This is a genomic window from Saccharomonospora marina XMU15 (assembly GCF_000244955.1).
Taxonomy (GTDB): Bacteria; Actinomycetota; Actinomycetes; order Mycobacteriales; family Pseudonocardiaceae; genus Saccharomonospora_A; species Saccharomonospora_A marina.
On record NZ_CM001439.1, the window covers coordinates 5597296 to 5613758 of the forward strand.

A 16463-nucleotide genomic window follows, 5' to 3' on the forward strand; every position below is an offset into this window, starting at 1 on the left:
CGACCGCCTAGCGTGGTGTCGGGCTGGACAGGATCTCGGCGCCCGGGAGCGGCAACGTGCTGGGCGTCACCTGGAGCAGGCCACGCAGGATGCCGCCATTGGCGTCGTGGAGGCTGGTCACCGAGTTGGTCTGGTACACGAAGGCTCCCAGGTCGTTGAGATAGGGGAGCAGGGAGGCGGTGATCGGCTCCAGCCGGCTGGTGGTGTGCCGCAGGTCGGGCAGGAGGGCGTTGACGTCAGTCACCAGGGGCCGCAGGTCGTTGACGACGGGCCTGGCCTTGGTCACCACCGGGTTGGCCACGTCCACGGTCTCGCCGACGCGATCGACGGTGGCGGTCAGCCTGCGCAAGGAATCCGGGAGCGTGCCGGAGGCCTGCCGCAGGCTGTCCAGGACCGGATCGAGCTGGTCGCTCAGGGCCTGCACGCTGCCGGTGGCGCGGCCCAGCTCGTCGGTCACGTCCGGCAGCTGGGCGAGCGCCTCGTCGATGGCGTCACTCTGCTCTCCGGCCGCGGCCAGCGTGTGCTGCAGGTTCCTCGCGAGCTCGGCCAGGCGCTGGTCGTTCTCACCGACAGCGCTGGACACCTGAGCGAGTGCGGTGACCAGTTGCGCGAGCTTGTCCTTGCGGGTCTGCAGCTCGACGACGACGGGTTTGAGGTCACGCACGACGCGGTCGGTGGCGGACAGCCCGCCCGGCAGCGCCTCCGGCGCGTGGGCCAGTGCCGTGTCGGTCTCGGTGAGCAGCGCGGTCAGGGCGCTGCGGGTATTCGTGTCGAGGTGCGCGAGGACCTCGTCCGCTTGGATGGGCCGCTGCGACTGCGTTGCCGGGATCATATCCCCTTCGGCGAGCGGCTTGCCGGGCGGGCCACCGGGATCGATCTCCACGTACATCTCGTTCATCGGGCTCTTGGGCCGCAGCACCGTCCGGGCGTTGTCGTAGACGGTGTGACCGGGTTCGATCGAGAGTGTCAGCTCCGCCTTGCCGTCGTCGGAGACCGAAGCGGACTCGATCTGCCCGACCTGCACACCGGCGATGCGGACCTCCTGTCCGTTGCCGGGGCTCACGGCGGGCGCGTTGTCGAACTCGGCTGTGAAGACGAACTGATCCTGCCACGGCCAGGTCGTGGTCCCCGATCCCTGCTGACTCAGGATGTATCCGCCGGCGCCGAGGCCGAGGGCCACCAGAACGGCCAGCGTGAGCACGTTGCGTCCCAGGCGCGGCTCGTTGCGCACCCGCTGCCACGTCTTGCGCAGGCGGTGCCGTGTGCCGCTCATCGTGGCTCTCCCTTCCCGATGCCGGTGAGGTTGCGGAACAGCTGTTCCAGGCTGATCGGCAGGCCGGCGAGCGTGCCTGGGGCGACTCCAGGATGGAACGCGATCGAGGCGCCGTTGGCGTCGGTCATGGAGGAGGCCCGGTCGACATTGGCGAACATGTACGCCAGCTCCTGGTACAGCGGCCTGTCTCCGCCGGTGTCCGAGTAGGGCCCGGTGCCGTGGTAGGGCGAAAGGACCGTGGCTTTGACCGGACCGTTGAGGCGGTCCAGCACCGGGCCACGCACGTCGTCGAGCACGGGCGTGGCGTCGCGGGCGGTGGGCACCAGCCGCTCCACGACGGGCCTGGCATCGACCAGCAGGTTCTTCAGGTCGGTCACCAATGGGCGGGCCTTCGCCAGTACGGGATCGGCATGCGCCAGCGCGGTGTCAAGTTCCGCCGCGACGGGGCGCGCCGGGTCAGCGGTGTCCCGCAGCCGGATCAGCGTGCCATCCAGGCGGCGCAGCCCAGCGTTCGTCGAGTCCAGGGTCCGGGGCAACGTCGCGAGCGCGTCCGCCAGGTCGGCCGAGCGCCGCCCCAGCACGGTGCCCAGGGTGTCCAGGTCACGCACGATGGCGTCCAGTTGCCCTGGCTGCTCGGTCAGCGTCCGCGCCGTCGACTCCAGGCCCCCCACGACGTGAGTGAGGTCCGTTGCCGGGCGCGTGCCCCGGGCGGCGTCGAGTACGGTGGCCGCCGGGTCCAACGTGCCTGGGGCATCGGCGAGGAGCCGGTCCAGCGCGGCGCGGCCACGTTCGTCCAACGTGCGATCCAGCGAATCAACGGCCGACGTCGCGGACTCCAGCGTGTCGGGTGGCAACGCCCGGGTGACCTTGTCGAGCTCCACTGGGACCTCCGTTCGCGCGACCGGGATGGTGCCGCCGAAGTCCCCGGGCTGCCCTCCGGGTACGAGATCGAGGTAGTACTTGCCACCCAGGAGTGTGGCGGGGCGGATCACCGCGGACGGCGCGGAGCGGAGCTTGCCCGGAATGTCGCCGTCGACCTTGACCTCGACTCGCGCGGAGCCGTCGGACCCCGGTTCGACGGCGGTGACCTTGCCGACCGGGACCCCGGCGACCTTGACCTCCGTGACGTAGGGACGAAGATGGTAGTCCCGGGCGAAGTGGATCGCGAATGTCGTGCCCGGCTTCAACGTGGTGAGAATGGGGTCCTTGTTGAACAGGCCGACGCCGACCACCAACGCTACGACGATGAAGACCAGGCCGAGTCGGAACGGGGAGCGCCGGGCCCGTGCGAGCCTCTTCCGCGGATTCGATTCCATCTGTGTCACCTCGGTCCCAGCAGTGTGCTCTTGTCTCGTGCGGCCTCGCCGGGTGCCGGGTACGGGTTGCGCGCAGTCAGCGGGTCACGCAGGCCCCGCACGATGCCGGTCGCGGTGCTCGTCCCGACCGGCGGTGAGAAGCGCAGCCAGTGGCCAGCCGCATCACCCTGATGCAGGGCGTCGGTGGCGTGGGTGAACCACAGCGAGATCTCCGGGGCGTAGGGCGCCAGAACGGCCAGGGGTTGCTGCGCCGAGCCGACCGCCTCCCGGATACGCGGCGCCACCGGGCGCGCATCGGTGAACGTCCGAGTCAGGCCGTCCACCGCGGGCATCGCCTGCCCCGCGACACCGGGCACCTTGTTCAACGGCGGAATCCCTTCTCGCAGCACGCCGCGCACATCGGGGGTTGCCTGGCCGAGCGCCTGTGCTCCGGGCCGCAATGCCGCCGCGGCGGCCTCGGTGTCAGCCAGCGGCCGCCGCAGGGCCTCGAGGCTGCCGCGGACCTTGGTCAGCGTGTCCGGCGCCTTGGTCAGCGCGTCGGACACCGGCCTGGCGTCGTCGACGGCGACCGAGCGTAGGGTGGTGTCGAGCTGGCGCACAAGGTTGCTGAGTTGCTGCTCCCGGCCCTGGAAGCGGCCGCTGAAGCGATCCACGGCCTGCAGTGTCTGGACAAGGTCGGCACCCCCCTCCGTGGTCAGCGCGCGCGACACGGTCCCCAGGTCGGGCAGCTCGGTCGGCAGAGCGGCCAGCGTGTCTCGCAGGTCCTGCGTATGGCCTGCGACACCGCCGCCTGTTTCCCGGAGCGTCGAGCCCAGCGCCTTGCGGGTGGGCTCGTCCAGCACGGCGAGCAGGTCCGACAGTTCCTGGGCTCCGGTCGTTTCCGAGGCCGGGATGACCTCCCCGGGGTCGACGGCTCCGGCTTGTGGTGAACCGGGGTTGAAGGCGACGTACTTCTGGCCGAGCGCGGAGCGCGCCCCCACCGATGCGGTGACGGCCGTCGCATTGCGGTAGATGGACCGGTGGCCATCGAACCTCAGCTCGACGACTGGCTTGCCGTCCACCAGGGTGATCTCGCCGACCTGCCCGACGCGCACGTCGTTGATCCGCACGTCATCCCCGCTGCGCAAGCCTCCGACCTCAACGAACTCGGCGCGCACCACGGTGCGCGGCAGACCGGGTATGCCCTTGTTCGCGGTGATCGCGACGCCAACGGAGGCCACGAACACCACGAGCACCACGATTCCGGTGAGCACCGAACGCCGGCGGCGCTTGCTGTTGCTTGCCATCATCGACCTCCTCCCCCGATGAGGAACTGGACGAGTCCCTGCTCCTGCTGTGGGTCGAGCCCGGTCACACCTGCCTTGGGGTCCTGTTCGGTGGAGAGCAGCCCACCGAGGATGCCGCCGTCCCCGGTAAGGCCGGGTACCTGCGGCAGGGGCAACGGCGCACGGTCAGGCTGGGGTGATGTTTCCGGCGGTCGTTCGGAGGACGGACCTTGCTGCTGCGCGGGTGGCGCGCCGTTGGGCGTGGGCACGGCCGCGCCGAGCAGATCCGGACTGACGACCAGCATCGCGCGGAAGTAGTGTGAGATGCCATCCCGGCCGTTGGTGGTCAGTGCCCAGTTACGGATGAAGGCGAGCACGTTGCCGAGGTTGGCGGTCAGTTCACCGACGACCGGACGCAGGTCGCCCACCGCCGACCGCAGGTCCGGACCGGCCTGCCGAAGCTGGTCCACCACCGGCCTGGCCTCGTCCAGCAGGCGCTGAGCGTGCTCGAGGACGGGGTTGGCGTGCGCCAGGGCGGGATCGGCGGCGTCGGCGAAGCGCTGGATTTCGGCGCTGATCGCGGCGAGGTCGTCGGTGGTGGGCCGGATCGCCGCGAGGGTCGGCGTGGTCTCGGCGGCGGTGCCGGTGAGCTGGGCGAGCGTCGCGCGGGCCGTCGCGAGGGTCTCTGGCAGACGCCGCAACGTCTCGGTCAGTTCCCGCCGTTTCGTGGCGGTGGCCGCAGTGAGCTTTCGCGCCGAGGCGACCAGCCGGTCGAGGTTGGCTCCCTGGTCGGCGGCGAGAGCGCTCGCGACAGGCTGCAGCTTGTCCACCAGGCTGCCGAGCAGCTGGTTCTGGTCCCGCAGGACACCGGACAGGGCCGTGGTGTCGTTCATCGACGACTCGAGGGCCCGGATGGTGGCGTCGGCATTTCCGCCGTTGCCACGGATACCTTCCCCGAGCATGGTCACCAGCGCGGCCAGCGACCGTCCGGTGGGTTCGTCGACCGTGTTGAGCACCTCATCGAGGTCGGCCTGCGCGCCGGTTTGCCGCATCGGGAGGACATCGCCATCGCCGAGTACCGGCGCGTCGGGGCTTCCCCGATCCAGCTCGACGTAGCGCTCGCCGAGCAGGCTCACTGGACGGATGGTGGCCCTGGCGTCCGTGTGCACGGGAAGGGCCTCGCTCTCCAGGCTCAGCACCACGGAGGCTTTGCCGCCCCGCACATCCATCGCCGCCACCTGGCCGACCTTCACGCCACTGACCTTCACCTCGTTGCCGACCAGCAGCGGACTCGCATCGGCGAAGCGCGCGACGATCGTGGTCTGGCCCGGCTCGCTCTCCTGGTCAATGCCGACTGTTCCCGCTGTCACCCCGAGCACGGCCACCGCGACGACGGCGAGAATCCGGCCATGCGGTAGCCGACGAGACACCTGGTTGGGCTGCTTGCTCATCGCACTCCACCTCCGGCGGCATCCACCCAGGGCTGGTCAACCAGCGAACCGGGCGCCGGTGTCAGGTCCTTCTTGTAGCCGGGGGGGACGATGCCCGGATTGACGTTGACACTGCCGAGCCCGGCCTGAACGTAGATCCGGGCGTAATGGCCGTTGGTGTCATAGTTGGCGTTCGCGGAGCCCCAGTTCGCGGCCCATCCGGCGATCTCCGGGGTGTAGGGCCGGAGAAAACTCAACGCGGGAGTGAGGTCCCCGACTAGTGAGTTGGCGCCCGGCAGTACCCCATGAGCGCTGTCCAGCAACCCCGGGGTGTAGCGAAGCAGATCCCGCGCCACCGCCAGTGTTGGCCGCAGTTCCGCGACGAGCGGGCGCAGGTCAGCCAGCACCGGCCTCAGGTTCCGCGCCACCGACGGCAACTTGTCGGTAGCGGGTTTCAGATCCTCGAGCAGCGGAACCGCCTTGTCCGCGACGGAAGGGACCCGGTCCAGTGTCGTCTTCGCCGTGTCCAACGTGCCCGGAAGTTTGTCCAACGCCTCCGCCACCGCGTGCTTTTGCTGTGCGGTGAGACGGGTCGTGGTCGAAACCTGCTCGATGATATTGCGGATGGCCTGCTCGCGGTTGACGAGCGTGGACACGATGCCATCCAGTTGGGTGATCAGTTGCTTGATCGCCGGACCGTCACTGCCGACCGCCCGCAGAACCTCACCCAGGGCCTCCAGCGCCGGCCCCGCCGACCGCAACGTGTCACGGAGGTCCTCTTCGTTGCCGTCCACGGACTTGTCAAGCCGCCGGATCAGGGAGGACAGGTGCTCTCGCGTGGGCTCATCCAGTGCCGCGAGGACCTGGTCGACCTCCATCGGCGTAGGCATTTCCCCTCGGATCATTCCTCCGTCCGGGATGACGGCGTTCCCGGCGGGCCCGTCCGCGACGGCGACGATACGTTCACCCAGCGCCGCCTTCCACTCGATGGTCACGACCGCACCGTCGTGCAGCGGAGCGTGGTCGTTGTTCATCGCCAACGTGACCCGGGCCTTGCCGTCCTGCACCGCGATGTTCTCTACCCTGCCCGCCTCGAAACCGTTGACGTGAACTGAGCCGCCTTCGACGACGTTGGTGGCCGATGCGAGCACCACGTCGACTCGATAACCGTCGTCCCTCCCCAGCACGAAGCCGGCAACTCCGAGAACGACGACGGCGACGACGCCGAAAGCCAAGATACGTCGCATCGAGTCAGTCCATTCCCAACGGTCCAGCGGAATCTCCGGAGAGAAACTGCCGGACAAACGGATCCTCGGACGCGAATGCCTCCTCGGCCTCGCCGTAATGCACCACCTGTCCCTGCCAGATCAGGCCAACATAGTCACTGACCTTCCGCGCGGTCCTAATGTCATGCGTGACGAGAAGGTAGGTCCCCTTGTGCTCGTTGTGCATTTTGAGGATGAGGTCGTTGAGCAGGCTGGTACGCACCGGATCGAGACCGGAATCCGGTTCGTCGAACAGCACGACCTCGGGATCCAGCACGAGCGCCCTCGCGAATCCGGCCCGCTTGCGCATCCCACCCGAAACTTCACTGGGTAGTTTCGCCATCGCCTTCTCCAGCCCGACCTCCTGGAGCCGACTCACCACAATTTCCTCGATATCCGACTCATCGAGATCGGTGTGCTTACGCAGCGGGAAGGCGGTGTTGTCGTAAATATTCATCGATCCGAAAAGTGCACCGTCCTGAAACAGGACGCCAAACTTCTTGCGCAGGTCGTAGCGTTCCTTCTCGCTGATTTGCCAGATGTTCTTGCCGAACACGACGATCTCTCCGTCATCCGGCTCCAGCAGTCCTACGAGGTGCTTCAAAAGTACGCTTTTGCCGGTCCCTGAAGGTCCCAGGACGGTCGTGATCGCGTCATCGACGAAGTCGATGCTCATTCCGTTCATAACCCGGAAGCTGCCGAACGACTTGACGACATTCCGCACTTCCATCGAGTGCCGCAGCTGTCCGTTGCCGTCTCGACGCACCTGATCGCCGGCAGGCAGGTTCCCCGCATGGGGAAGTTGCGTCGTCGGCTCTGTCGCCGTCGAGGGTGACACAAAGGACATCGTCAACTCCTTGCCGTAGAGGGACCTGGCTCAAGATCAGTTCGCGATCGGCGCGTTGGGACTGAGGCCCCAGAACAGTTGGGTGCCCAGCACTCCGATCACATGCACCAGCACCATGTTCAGCATCATGGACTTCGCCGTACTTCGGCCCACACCGACGGACCCGCCACTGGCCGTGTAGCCGTAGTAGCATCCCACGAACACGACGGCTGTTCCCATCGCCATCACTTTGACAAGGGAATACAGCAGATCGGCGGGATTTTGATAGAGCCAGAAAATGAAGCTGTATCCGCCTTCGGACACCCCGCCCAGCATCTTCACCGTCGTGAGGTACTCACCGATGTACATGATGCCGAGTCCGACGATGTAGAGAAACGGAAGCGCGAGCCACGCCGCGACCACCCTGGCTCCGACCAGGTAACTGCGCGATTTCACGCCCATGACTTCCATCGCATCGATCTCGTCCGAGATGCGCATGGACCCGATTTCGGCTACAAGGCCGCATCCGACCTTCGCGGAGATGATGTATCCCCACATGTAGGGCGCCATCTCGCGGATGCCACACCAGGCGTTGAAAATACCAGAGTATAACGGCGCGCCGATTTGTTTCAGCGTGTAGTTGCCCTCCAAGCCGCACTCGTATCCCATGACGAACTGCATCATCCAGATGATCAATCCGCTTGACAGGATGAGCACGCCACATTGGTGGAACACCTCGGTCGGGTAATGACGCAAGTCAGGTAACGCGCGAACCACCTGCCAGGAGAACCGCGCGATGTCACCACCGGTCGTCACCGCCTCCTTGATGGACTTGACGATACTGCCCGGGGAGACGATGACATCGGCCGGCTTCGGAGGACGGGCTCGTGAACGGCCAGCCTGCGTGCCGGTCTCTGTCGGTCGTGGCATTCCGCTACTCACAGGGTCCACCGCCTCATCACTTGAAGACAATCATGTCCGGGTTCACACCGAGAATGATCGCGGTGAACACGGCATTGACGATCCAGATGGTCGCGAATGCGATGACGACCGCCTGGTTCACCGCCTTGCCGACACCGATGGGGCCGCTCCCCGGGTTCATCCCCTTGTAGCAGCAGACGACGCCTATGATCATGCCGAACAGCGACGTCTTGACCACGCTCGCCCAGATATCGGTCGTTGTCGCGTTGTCGAAAAAGCTCGCCACGAAGGCGCTCGGATTCGCCTCGAGAATAGGGACGGCCGCGATGTATCCACCGACGACGCCGAATACCAACGCCACGATGTCCATCAATCCCGTGATGAGCGTCAGCGCGACAACTCGAGGCACCACAAGCGTCCGGATCGGATCGACGCCGAGCACTTCCATGGCGTCGATCTCTTCCCGAATACGGCGCGCACCGAGGTCGGCGGTGATGGCGGTGCCCATGACTCCGGCGATGATCATCGCGTTGATCCACGGCGCGAACTCGCGCACGCTCGCCATGATGAAGAACGAACCCAGACGCTCGGGAATGCCGAACAGATAGAAGATGTTGCCACCTTGGAGGCCAGGTGCGCCAAGTCCGAATGCGATCGTGGAAATGATCATCGGAATTGAGCACAACCTCAGCGTGAGGAACATCTGGTCCCGGACCTCGCCCCAGTAGCCCATCGGGTGGCGAATCGCCGAGTACAGAACGACACCGAGTAGCCGCACCATCTCGCCGGCCTGCTCGAACGGCTTCGCTACCGACGAACCGAGACCACCAAGTGTGCGCGTTTTGGCTTCGGGCTCGCGCGACGGCCGCCGCGATGACACCGAGATGTCGGTGGAAGTCAAAGCCGCTCCCATGATTCAGACGTGTGCCGATGCTGACGACTTGGGCAGCAGACATGGCCGGAGCTGCCCGGCGGCGGGGGGCTTGCCAGGCCGTCAACCCGTACAGGATCGACGAACGCGAGGCTCACATGAGGTCGCCGACTACCTTCGGCTGCCCTGCAGAAAGCCGACGGCAGCTCCGGTGATCAGCGAGGCCGCCACCGTCAGAGCGATCTGCGCCGGATCACCGCCGGCGGGGCCGAGCAACACCAGCGGCAACATCAGTAAATAGCTGCTCATCGCGGCCACCGCGCCGTGCACGATGGGAATGCGCGCCCTGCCGACGCGGCGCGCCGCCACCACGAAAGCAACCAATGCCACGAGTGGAAGCCACAGCTGAGACAATGCTGGAGTCCAAGCGGCGACGAGCGGATGCGCAAGACTTCCCAGCAGCAGGACGGTGAATCCCGTAGACGCGCCACGTACCGCGAGCGGCATGTCGATGACGTCCCCAGGCGCTCGCTGCCCGGCTCCTCCTTGACCGGAGCCGCTTCGGCGGGTCCGCTCCGCATGCTGGCGGCGAACCGACGTCACACCCATGTGATCAAACCTCTCTGTCGCGCGGCGCTGCGCAGTTCCCGTTCGACGCCGCAGGCACGACCCGAACGCAGTGAGAGTATGCCGTGGATCACACGGCACGTGTGGGCCAACACTGGTCCGAACGGGCCAACGAACAACACGAGTGAACCGCCCCGGCGTGTCCGGAGAGCTATGGGTTTAAGAGCTCAGCGGGTTGCTGGGCCCGGTCGTGAACGTAGTAGGCGGTTTCGAGTTCGACCGGTGGGATGTCGCCGCAGTACTCGTGGAGACGGCGGTGATTGAACCAGTCGACCCATTCGGCGGTGGCGAACTCGACCTGCTCGACCGTGCGCCACGGCTTACGGGCTTGATCAGCTCAGTATCGTAGAGGCCGTTGATCGTCTCAGCCAGGGCGTTGTCGTAGCTGTTGCCGACGGTGCCAATCGAGGCGTCGACGCCGGCTGCGGTCAGACGTTCGGTGAAGGCCAGTGATGTGTACTGCCTGGGTTCAACCGGTGGTTGCAACACCGGGTTGTTGGAGCGAGCGTAGTTGTTCGTCGAAGATTTCGGCGGGGGTCTTCCAGTCGAGGCTCTTGCGGGGCCGGTTGTTGAGCGCGAGAGCGACGGCTTCGAGGTTCTCGGCGGATCATCGCGAGAGGTCCGTGCCTTTCGGGAAGTACTGGCGCAGCAGGCCGTTGATGCTTCTATGTCAAGCGGCGTGGTCGTGGCGGGTGATGTGGTGTTGCCAGGAGGCTTGATCGGTGGTCATGGCCCGGTGGATGACGTCGATGAGGTGACGTTGGAGGATGCGTCGGGCGCCGCGGCTGCCCTTGGTGGGTTCGTGGCGGGCCAGTAACGCCTGCGCGGCGGGATAGCGCCGTTTCTGCACGATGGCTGCGGTGTAGAGGACGCTGTTCAGGCGGCGGTTGCCGCCCCGATGCAGGCGGTGGCGTTCTTTGTCGGCGGAGTAGACAGGGATCGGTGCGCAGCCGGTGTAGCGGGCAAGTTTGGCAGAGCTGGAAAAGCGGGTGATGTCACCGATTTCAGCGATCAAAATCGCTGCGGAGATGTGGCTGATCCCGGTGATTTCCAGCAGTGTGGGGGCCAGCGGGGTCACGAGCTCCCTGATGGCGTCGTCGAGCTGGCGGACACGTCGGTTGAGCTCAGCAATCTCCATGCTCATCTCGGTGAGCGCCTGGCGGACGTGCGCGCCCAGCGAGGCCGCGTCCAGCAATGCGGTCACCGCGTCCATGCCCTTGGGACGGGCGAGATCGCCCGGAGTGTGGTCGAGCCAGACATGCAGTTGCGCCTTGAGCTGATTGATCATCATGGTGCGCCGCTTGATGAGATCCGCGCGATAGTCGACCAGGACACGCAGCTCACGCACTCGCTCGTCGATGCGGTGCCGGTCAAGGCCGGGAGTAGCGAGGGCGGCGTGAGCGGCTGCGGCGGCGTCGACCGGGTCAGACTTGGTGCCGGTGGCGGCGTGCAGCTTGCGGTGGGCCGCGGTCAACCGGGCCGGAACCCAGACCACCTCCTGGCTGGCGAGCAACAGACCGTCAGCCAGGCGGCGGGCGAACCCACGGCCGTCCTCGATCGCCCAGGTTACGGGCATGTCACCCGCGATCGACCGAACCCAGGTGAGCAGCACAGTGATCATGAACGCGTCGTTCTTCACGGTCAGCGGCTTGCCGAGCCGCCTGCCCTGAGCGTTGACGGCCACCGCGACGTGGACGTGCTTGTGCGGGTCGATCCCTACTGTCACCATCGAAATGTCCTCTCCTCCGCTGCCGTGGATGACGGGGCAGAGGCAAGAGCCCTGGCCAGGGGACAGACCTATTGCGAGTTGACGGCTCAGCAGGCTTCTATCAAGTCACCCCGGTCAGGGCTCTCGCCCTGTGGACCACCGTGGACACATCAACGGAAAGCCTTGCGGCACGTGTTCTCCGAGTCACCCAGCGGCCCGACCGGAGCGTCTCCCGTCGAAGAAGCCCGGCCTTGATCACCCTGCACCAATAGGTGTTCTCGTTCGTACCGCGTTGCCACGGCGAGTGAGGGTCGGCGAAGAACACCTTCGTGCCCGTGTCGAGCGCGAACTGAGCGTGGCCAGAGAGCTCTTTGCCACGGTCCCAGGTGAGCGTCTTGCGGAGTTGCTCGGGAAGCTTGGTCATTGATGCCGTCAGTGCGGCGTTCATCGCGGCCGCGCCGTATCCACCAAGTGCCGGGCCGTTCTTGACCTGTGGTGTCTCGCCATAGCCTTCCAGGCGCGGCAGATGCACCAGCAGGGTCGAACGACTCTTGCGTTCGACGATCGTGCCGATCGCTGACCGGCCGGTGCCGATGATGAGTCGGGTAGGACCGGCGGGTTCCCCGCCGGTCCCCCTGAGAACTGCCCGTGCGGCTTTCACCGCAGGCAGCTCAAGCAAGCTGCGAGGGCGGTTCCGGTCGTGGTGGCGGGCTGCTGCGTTGGCGGGCGCGGAGCGATCGCCTGCAGCTACGGAGGTTGAACTGTCAGGGTTTGATCCGGCGTGTCGGGCTGACGACGGCTGATGACTGCGGTATCTGGTTTCAGGTGCGTTATCCCGATGGTGGTGGGCTGATGGCTGAGGGTCGTGCCCGGCGTGAGGCGGTTCGGTTGAAGGCGGCGGAGTTGTTCGCCTAGGACGTGCCGGTGCCGGAGGTCGCCAAGAGATTACGGGTATCGCACAACGCTCTGTGAGCCGTTTTCATCCTGGTCTGGATGCGTTGGCAGGCAAGGACTCTCGCTGATCACGAGTTGATGATCTTCGGCGTGTCGGCGCCGTGATGTGGTGAAGCCCCTGGTAGCAGGACTTTCGACCAAGATCGTTCTGCTGAACCAGGGGCTTCAGGTGTTGTTCTACCGTGCTGCGCTGCCGTTGTCACGTCAGACCCTGACCTTCGTGTCCGGGCTGATCCGCACGTACCGCCGCGAGATCGGCTCGCCGTGGCGGTTGCTCAACACAGCCGAGCAGGCGTTGCTGGTGTTGGTCCACCTGCGCAAGGGCGAGCCGTTCGCCGAGGTCGGCGCCGGGTTCGGGGTGTCGACCACGACGTGCTGGCGGTATGTGAACGAGACCGTCGAACTGCTCACCGCGCGGGCGCCGAAGCTGCGTGCGGCGCTGCGGGAGGCCAAGCGTGCAGGCCATGCCTATGTGGTCATCGACGGCACGCTGATCCCGATCGACCGGGTCGCCGCCGACCGGCCCTTCTACTCGGGCAAACACCGCAAGCACGGGGTGAACGTGCAGGTCATCGCCTCACCGGACGGCGCCATCCTGTGAGTGTCCGGTGACCTGCCCGGCGCCACGCATGACACCGCGGCCGCCCGGATCTGGAACATTCTCGCCGCCCTGCGCGACGCCGGGCTGATCGCGTTGGGCGACAAGGGTTACCACGGCTACGACCCGACCGGAGAACACGTGATCACGCCGTACAAGGGCCGCAACAAGCCCGAATCGCAAACCGACGCCAACCGGGCCCACGCCCGGCTCCGCGGCCCCGGTGAACGCGCCAATGTCGCGCGTCAGACTTTGTGGCTCAGGGGTTATGTAGGTTCCTGAGCAGGAGGTATGAGGATGAGCCGTCCCCCGGTGTTCCCGGCTGAGGACAAGATCCGGATCGTGCTGAGCGTGTTGTCTGGTGAGTTGACGATCGCTGAGGCCGCTCGGCAGAACAGGGTTTCCGAGCAGTCGGTGTCGCGGTGGAAGGCCCAGTTCTTGGAGGGTGGCCGGGCGGGGGTGGCTGCGGGTGGCAAGCCGGGGCCCTCCGGTCGCGAGGAGCAGTTGCAGGCGCAGATCGATGAGCTGACCCAAGCGTTGGGTGAGGCGCATGTCGAGTTGCGGGTGTGGAAGCGCTCGGCGGAGCGGCTGGCACCTTCGAGGACCTCGAGGTGATTCGCCAAGACGCGGCGATGCCGGTCTCGAGGTTCACCGCCCTGTTCGGCATCCCGCGCCGTACCTATACCCGCTGGATCGCCAGAGCTCGGGTCGGTCGTGCGTCGAAGGGTCCGTGGCCGGCGCCGGCGGTCGAGCGCGTGGAGCCGCTCGTGGAGAAATACGCCCAGGCGTGGCCGGCGTGGGGCCACCGCAAGATCCACGCTCTGATGCGAGCGGACGGCCATGAGGTGTCGGTATCCACTGTGGAGCGGGCGATGCGGCGGCGGAACCTGTTACAGCCCAAGGAATACCAGGCCGAACGCAGGGAGCTGGCCAAGGCCCGCAAGGCCGCGTTCGCCGACCCGCCAACCGGCCCGAACCAGGTGTGGCAGCTGGACTTCTCGGAGTTCGAGACGACCCGTGGCGGGATCTGGCGGATTGCCGGGTGCGCGCGGACTACTTCTCCAAGTACGAGTTCGGCTGGCATCTCGCGACGACCTGCAACGCAGGCGATGCCGAGCTCGCCGTGCGGGTCGCGATCGCCGAGGCCGAGCGGCTGGCCGGCGGCACACCGCTGGCCGAGCAGCTCACCGACCGTGCCACCGGCAGGATCAGAAGGATCAAGCTGGTCACCGACAACGGCGGGGCGTTCAAAGGCAGCAGATTCGCCGCGTTCATCGCCTCCCGGCCCGAGTTGCTGCACATCCGCACCCGGCGGCGCTCACCCGGCCAGAACGGGGTGCGTGAGCGGGCGTTCGGATCGCTGAAGTACGAGCACCTCTACCGGCTGGAGATCAGCGACGGTCCGAGTCTCGCGGTCGAGGCCGAGGCCTACCGGCAGGTCTTCAACCACATCCGGCCGCACGAGGCACTGGACTTCGCGCGGCCTGTAGAGATCCACCAGCAAGATCAACAGGCACAACTTTCAAACACAGAAAACTGAGCCAAAAACTTGACGCGAGACACCAACGCCCAGCTCAAGACCTAGCGCATCCTACGCAAACTCCGCAACTGCCCACGCCGCGCCGGCCGCCTGACCAAAGCCATCCACGTCCTACAGAACTACGAACTCGCGAACGGATGAAAAAGGCTCACTCCTCATCCATCCAGGCTTGATCGTCTCCATCAAACCTGGTATGGAACAGCCGGTCCTGCTGCATGCGACGCGTGCCCGTACCCAGTCCGAGGATCAGTCGACCGCCGCAGGGCATGTCCAGGTCCCGCGTCTCGGTGGCCAGCACCAGCGGGCTGCGCCCGAACGCGTAGGCGGCCCCTGTGCCCAGGGTGATCGACCCGGTCACCGCCGCCACCGCGACCACGGCCGAGCGGTTGTAGAACTGCGCCGCCCACGCCCACTCAAACCCCACTCGTTCGGCGTCCGCAGCCATTGCCGCCACTTCGTGCACATCCCGGCCGGTGCACACCAGAGAAAGTCCCGTTCCGAATCCCGGGATGTCCGCAGGCCCAGCCACGGACGAGCGGTCAGCTGCCATGAACCGCACGACGTGGCCAAAGCCATCCGCGGCCAGCTGCCCATCCTTCGACTGTCGCACCGGCATCACCTCCGCCGCCCTCCAACTTCTGACATAGATCACAGTCCAAATGATTCTGACTGGAGGGTATGTCAAGATGGGGCTATGTCGGTGCCGAAGCAAAGCTATCGGGGGATCAGTGCCCAGCAGCGTCGCGACGATCGACGCCAGCAGTTGTTGGAGGCCGGGTTGGATCTGCTGGGCAGCCAGGAGTGGCGGCAGACCACGATGACGGCCGTCTGTCCGCGGGCTGGTCTGACCGAGCGTTACTTCTACGAGAGCTTCTCCGACCGTGATGCGCTGTTGCCGGCGGTGCTGGATCGGATCGTGTCTCAGATCCGTGATGTTGGACTGCACGCTTTGGCGACCACCGATGGTGATCCCTACACGAAAGCCACAGCGGCGATTAGCGCGTTCGTCGACCTGCTCACGAATGATCCGCGTATCGGCCGCGTGGCCATGCTGGAATCCGCTGCCGCCGACCCGTTGCATGCCCGGCGGCACGAACTGCTGCGGGAGTTCGCCCAGCTGATCGCCACGCATGCCCATGCCTTGCACGGCGCCGACGCACTCTCGCCACCGCACGACCAGATCGCCGGTCTGTTGCTCACCAGTGGCCTCGCCGAACTGCTCATGGCCTGGCTGGCCGGGGAGTTGTCGGTCAGTCGCCAGGACATCATCGAGGTCGCCGCCACCCAGTTCGCCGCCGCCACCCGGCGAAACCCAACCTCAATCCGGTGACACGACCGCCTTGCTGACCTCTAGTTTGGGAGGATCGACACGCGATGGCCGACCCCTCGCTCATCTCGCTGCCGCCGCACCACCCCCAGTGCCTGGGATGCGGTCCGGACAACCCGGCCGGCTTGCATCTGGAGGTCTACCGTGACGGGGACAGCGTGGCCACCGACGTGGCATTCGACGCCCGGCATCGGGGTGCCCCTGGCCTGGCACACGGTGGCGCGATCTCTGCGGCCTGCGACGACCTGTTCGGCTTCGTGCTCTACCTTGTGCAGGAGATCGCCGTCACCCGCACGCTGACGGTCAACTACCTGGCACCGGTGCCGCTAGGTCAGCCACACCGCATCACCGCACGCCTGCAGCGCCGCCAGGGCCGACGGCTCCACCTGGAAGCCACCGGCACAGGCCACGACGGAGTGACCCGGTTCATCGCAGAAGCACTGTTTCTCGTCGTCGACCGCGAACATTTCACCCCGCACGGCGCCGACGCCGATGTTCTGGCCATGTTCAACCGACCGCCCGAACACTGCTGACAAGCACAC

General features: G+C 66.3%; 15 protein-coding genes and 5 pseudogenes. 6 read left to right on the forward strand and 14 right to left on the reverse strand.

Annotation, left to right across the window (positions count from 1 at the left end):
• Positions 1-7: 7 nt before the first annotated feature.
• The 13 genes and pseudogenes from SACMADRAFT_RS26505 to SACMADRAFT_RS30605 form a co-directional block, all read right to left on the reverse strand.
• A complete protein-coding gene (locus tag SACMADRAFT_RS26505; protein ID WP_009156919.1) occupies positions 8-1273 on the reverse strand; it encodes an MlaD family protein in 1266 nt (421 codons plus the stop codon).
• Positions 1270-2589 carry an MlaD family protein gene (locus SACMADRAFT_RS26510; protein ID WP_009156920.1) on the reverse strand — a complete coding sequence of 440 codons (1320 nt, stop codon included), beginning with the start codon at positions 2587-2589 and terminating at the stop codon, positions 1270-1272. Before SACMADRAFT_RS26510 ends, SACMADRAFT_RS26505 begins: the two co-directional genes overlap by 4 nt.
• A gap of 5 nt (positions 2590-2594) precedes the next feature.
• Positions 2595-3875: an MlaD family protein gene (locus SACMADRAFT_RS26515; RefSeq protein WP_009156921.1), complete on the reverse strand. Its 1281-nt coding sequence runs from the start codon at positions 3873-3875 to the stop codon at positions 2595-2597.
• The gene (locus tag SACMADRAFT_RS26520) at positions 3875-5305 is read right to left on the reverse strand and encodes an MlaD family protein (protein WP_009156922.1); all 1431 of its coding nucleotides are present in this window, start codon (positions 5303-5305) and stop codon (positions 3875-3877) included. The genes SACMADRAFT_RS26515 and SACMADRAFT_RS26520 overlap by 1 nt, the downstream gene beginning before the upstream one ends.
• Entirely contained in the window at positions 5302-6531 is a 1230-nt protein-coding gene (locus tag SACMADRAFT_RS26525; protein ID WP_009156923.1) for an MlaD family protein, read from the reverse strand. Before SACMADRAFT_RS26525 ends, SACMADRAFT_RS26520 begins: the two co-directional genes overlap by 4 nt.
• A gap of 4 nt (positions 6532-6535) precedes the next feature.
• A complete protein-coding gene (locus SACMADRAFT_RS26530; RefSeq protein WP_009156924.1) occupies positions 6536-7396 on the reverse strand; it encodes an ABC transporter ATP-binding protein in 861 nt (286 codons plus the stop codon).
• Between the two features lie 36 nt (positions 7397-7432).
• Positions 7433-8317: an ABC transporter permease gene (locus tag SACMADRAFT_RS26535; protein WP_232285490.1), complete on the reverse strand. Its 885-nt coding sequence runs from the start codon at positions 8315-8317 to the stop codon at positions 7433-7435.
• Between the two features lie 16 nt (positions 8318-8333).
• A complete protein-coding gene (locus tag SACMADRAFT_RS26540) occupies positions 8334-9197 on the reverse strand; it encodes an MlaE family ABC transporter permease (protein WP_009156926.1) in 864 nt (287 codons plus the stop codon).
• A 141-nt stretch (positions 9198-9338) separates the two neighbouring features.
• On the reverse strand, positions 9339-9557 hold the full coding sequence (locus tag SACMADRAFT_RS31115; RefSeq protein ID WP_232285491.1) for a hypothetical protein: 219 nt from the start codon (positions 9555-9557) through the stop codon (positions 9339-9341).
• Between the two features lie 388 nt (positions 9558-9945).
• Positions 9946-10256 (reverse strand): annotated as a pseudogene (locus SACMADRAFT_RS30200) (integrase core domain-containing protein); the annotation flags it as partial.
• Between the two features lie 7 nt (positions 10257-10263).
• A pseudogene (locus tag SACMADRAFT_RS29525) lies at positions 10264-10464 on the reverse strand (transposase); the annotation flags it as partial.
• Positions 10465-11523 (reverse strand): IS110 family RNA-guided transposase, encoded by a 1059-nt coding sequence (locus SACMADRAFT_RS26550; protein WP_009156928.1) that lies wholly within the window; start codon positions 11521-11523, stop codon positions 10465-10467.
• A gap of 250 nt (positions 11524-11773) precedes the next feature.
• Positions 11774-12103: pseudogene (locus tag SACMADRAFT_RS30605) on the reverse strand (transposase); the annotation flags it as partial.
• 522 nt (positions 12104-12625) lie between these two features.
• Here SACMADRAFT_RS30605 and SACMADRAFT_RS26560 point away from each other — a divergent pair.
• The 4 genes and pseudogenes from SACMADRAFT_RS26560 to SACMADRAFT_RS30205 form a co-directional block, all read left to right on the forward strand.
• Positions 12626-13306: pseudogene (locus SACMADRAFT_RS26560) on the forward strand (transposase family protein); the annotation flags it as partial.
• A 45-nt stretch (positions 13307-13351) separates the two neighbouring features.
• Positions 13352-13669, forward strand: a complete 318-nt coding sequence (locus SACMADRAFT_RS26565; RefSeq protein ID WP_083841069.1) for a helix-turn-helix domain-containing protein — start codon at positions 13352-13354, stop codon at positions 13667-13669.
• A gap of 427 nt (positions 13670-14096) precedes the next feature.
• On the forward strand, positions 14097-14594 hold the full coding sequence (locus SACMADRAFT_RS31125; protein WP_232285492.1) for an integrase core domain-containing protein: 498 nt from the start codon (positions 14097-14099) through the stop codon (positions 14592-14594).
• A 24-nt stretch (positions 14595-14618) separates the two neighbouring features.
• A pseudogene (locus SACMADRAFT_RS30205) lies at positions 14619-14735 on the forward strand (IS5/IS1182 family transposase); the annotation flags it as partial.
• A gap of 7 nt (positions 14736-14742) precedes the next feature.
• Here the strand turns inward: SACMADRAFT_RS30205 and SACMADRAFT_RS26575 are convergent.
• Complete coding sequence (locus SACMADRAFT_RS26575) at positions 14743-15204, reverse strand: LLM class flavin-dependent oxidoreductase (protein ID WP_157617324.1); 462 nt, start codon at positions 15202-15204, stop codon at positions 14743-14745.
• An 84-nt stretch (positions 15205-15288) separates the two neighbouring features.
• Between SACMADRAFT_RS26575 and SACMADRAFT_RS26580 the strand changes: the two genes are divergently transcribed.
• Positions 15289-15924 (forward strand): TetR/AcrR family transcriptional regulator, encoded by a 636-nt coding sequence (locus tag SACMADRAFT_RS26580; RefSeq protein WP_009156929.1) that lies wholly within the window; start codon positions 15289-15291, stop codon positions 15922-15924.
• A 44-nt stretch (positions 15925-15968) separates the two neighbouring features.
• Positions 15969-16454 (forward strand): PaaI family thioesterase, encoded by a 486-nt coding sequence (locus SACMADRAFT_RS26585; protein ID WP_009156930.1) that lies wholly within the window; start codon positions 15969-15971, stop codon positions 16452-16454.
• Positions 16455-16463 lie beyond the last annotated feature (9 nt).

Coding starts and splice junctions, on each gene's coding strand:
- SACMADRAFT_RS26505 (WP_009156919.1), bottom strand. CDS start 1,273: ATGAGCGGCACACGGCACCGCCTGCGCAAGACGTGGCAGCGGGTGCGC.
- SACMADRAFT_RS26510 (WP_009156920.1), bottom strand. CDS start 2,589: ATGGAATCGAATCCGCGGAAGAGGCTCGCACGGGCCCGGCGCTCCCCG.
- SACMADRAFT_RS26515 (WP_009156921.1), bottom strand. CDS start 3,875: ATGGCAAGCAACAGCAAGCGCCGCCGGCGTTCGGTGCTCACCGGAATC.
- SACMADRAFT_RS26520 (WP_009156922.1), bottom strand. CDS start 5,305: ATGAGCAAGCAGCCCAACCAGGTGTCTCGTCGGCTACCGCATGGCCGG.
- SACMADRAFT_RS26525 (WP_009156923.1), bottom strand. CDS start 6,531: ATGCGACGTATCTTGGCTTTCGGCGTCGTCGCCGTCGTCGTTCTCGGA.
- SACMADRAFT_RS26530 (WP_009156924.1), bottom strand. CDS start 7,396: ATGTCCTTTGTGTCACCCTCGACGGCGACAGAGCCGACGACGCAACTT.
- SACMADRAFT_RS26550 (WP_009156928.1), bottom strand. CDS start 11,523: ATGGTGACAGTAGGGATCGACCCGCACAAGCACGTCCACGTCGCGGTG.
- SACMADRAFT_RS26565 (WP_083841069.1), top strand. CDS start 13,352: ATGAGCCGTCCCCCGGTGTTCCCGGCTGAGGACAAGATCCGGATCGTG.
- SACMADRAFT_RS26580 (WP_009156929.1), top strand. CDS start 15,289: ATGTCGGTGCCGAAGCAAAGCTATCGGGGGATCAGTGCCCAGCAGCGT.
- SACMADRAFT_RS26585 (WP_009156930.1), top strand. CDS start 15,969: ATGGCCGACCCCTCGCTCATCTCGCTGCCGCCGCACCACCCCCAGTGC.